This window comes from Streptomyces anatolicus (assembly GCF_019400875.1).
GTDB lineage: Bacteria > Actinomycetota > Actinomycetes > Streptomycetales > Streptomycetaceae > Streptomyces > Streptomyces anatolicus.
This window is the reverse complement of record NZ_WMBF01000797.1, coordinates 1-1613: the sequence shown is the minus strand read 5'-3', so window position 1 is coordinate 1613 and position 1613 is coordinate 1. Positions and strand designations below refer to the sequence as shown.

1 protein-coding gene is annotated in these 1613 nt (G+C 74.6%); it reads right to left on the bottom strand.

Going from position 1 to position 1613, the window contains the following annotated elements; all coding sequences use genetic code 11:
* A partial coding sequence (locus tag GKQ77_RS32550; protein WP_219692753.1) for a GTPase-associated protein 1-related protein occupies positions 1 to 1613 on the bottom strand: 1613 nt, incomplete at both ends.

Sequence of the window (1613 nt, the reverse complement as noted above, 5' to 3'; positions counted from 1 at the left end):
CCCTTGGGCTCCGGCCCGTACTCGGGCCGGAGCTCGGGGCGGGGCTCGGTCCGCTGCCTGATCCGGTGGCGCCAGGCCGTCCATTCCCGCACGTCCTGGTTCTTCCTCTCGAGGATGGTGGCCACCTGCCCGAGGGGGTCGTCGTCCACGTACGGGAGGACGGACGCGAGGACCTGGTCGAGCAGTTCCTCGGCGACCGCGTTCCACTCCCCGCTGACGCCGTGCCGCCGCCGGGGCCGCCAGAGGTAGAAGTACGCGGCCAACTTGGCGGGTTCCTCCGGTAGTTCGCGCAGCAGACGGTCGCGGGTGCGGTCATCGAGGAAGTACGCGCGGTAGGGCCGCAGCAGTTCCCGTCCGGCGGGGAAGAGGATCCGCCCGGCCCGGGACTCGCACACGTCGAGAGGGTCCGCCCGGGCGAGGGCGTGGCCCACCCGCTCCTCGATGCCCTGGCGCAGGACAAGGCCCGGCTGCGGGACCTTGCGGAACAGCTCGCCGAGGCGGTCGACGGCGGAGCGGGTGAGCCGCGTCCGGCCGTCGGCGAGGTCCTGGGCGGTCACGAGCAGGACGGCGGTGTGGCGGTCGCCCGCGCCGAGTTTGGTGTCGCCGCTCATCGCCCGGGCGTACTCCACCAGGGCCGCGTCGCAGTGGTCCGGCTCCCGCAGCCAGCCGATGACGCGGCGGCCGAGATCCGCCTCGACGATCAGACGGGGCGTGCAGGTGCGGACGATCCAGGGTTGCTCGGCGCGGTTGGGCGGGGTGGTGCGCCACACGATGTGCCACAGCACGCCCAGCGTTGCCTTGTCCTCGACCCTCTGCTTGGGGAGCAGTTCGGTGAGCCGCTTGAACAGTTCGGCGCCGCGCAGATGGTCCGGGGGGCCTTGCCAGTGCGCGGCGGCCGCGGCGAAGCGGACGGTGGGCGGCGCCTCGTCGATATGGCGCCGCAGCCAGTCGCCCTGCGGGGAGTCCGCCAGCTCGCGCAGGCGGTCGAGCTTGCGTTCGGTGAGGTCCTTGGTGAGCAGGCGCAGCACCCGGCGGGTGAGCGGGGGGTGGTCGACCTCTTCGAGGACCCGGACCGCGTGGGCGCACTCGGCGCGGTCGGGGCGCAGCAGTGCTCCCGCGAGCCGGTTCATGGCCTCGGCGAGCCCGGTTCCGCCGTCGGCGCCCACGGCGAGGGCGAGCCGCAGCGGCTGCGTCAGGGCGGGCAGGGGGCCGCGGAGCCTGCGGCGCAGGGTGTCGTCGGCGCGGTCGCCGTACTCCTCGCGCAGCTGCCGCAAGGCCTCCTGGCCGAGGGGCAGCCCCTCGAAGGCGACGAGGTCGGGCAGGGTCTCGCGGGCGCCGGGCGCGTCGAGGTGGTGCTTGACGAGGGCGAGAGCCAGCGGGCGGGCGGCGACGGCTTGGTCGCCTTCGAGTCCTCTGCAGAGCCGGTCGAGTGCGGCGAGGGTGCGGGGGTCGCTCTCGCCGCGCTTCACGGGCTCGGCGAGGGCGTCGAAGACCGCGCGGAGCGAGTCGCCGCCGAGCCCGGCGAGGTCGGCAGCCGAGGGGATCCTCGTGGAACCCGCGTCGCCGCTTCCGCCACTGGCCTCGCCTCCGTCGCCGCCTCCGCTTTTCTCGGG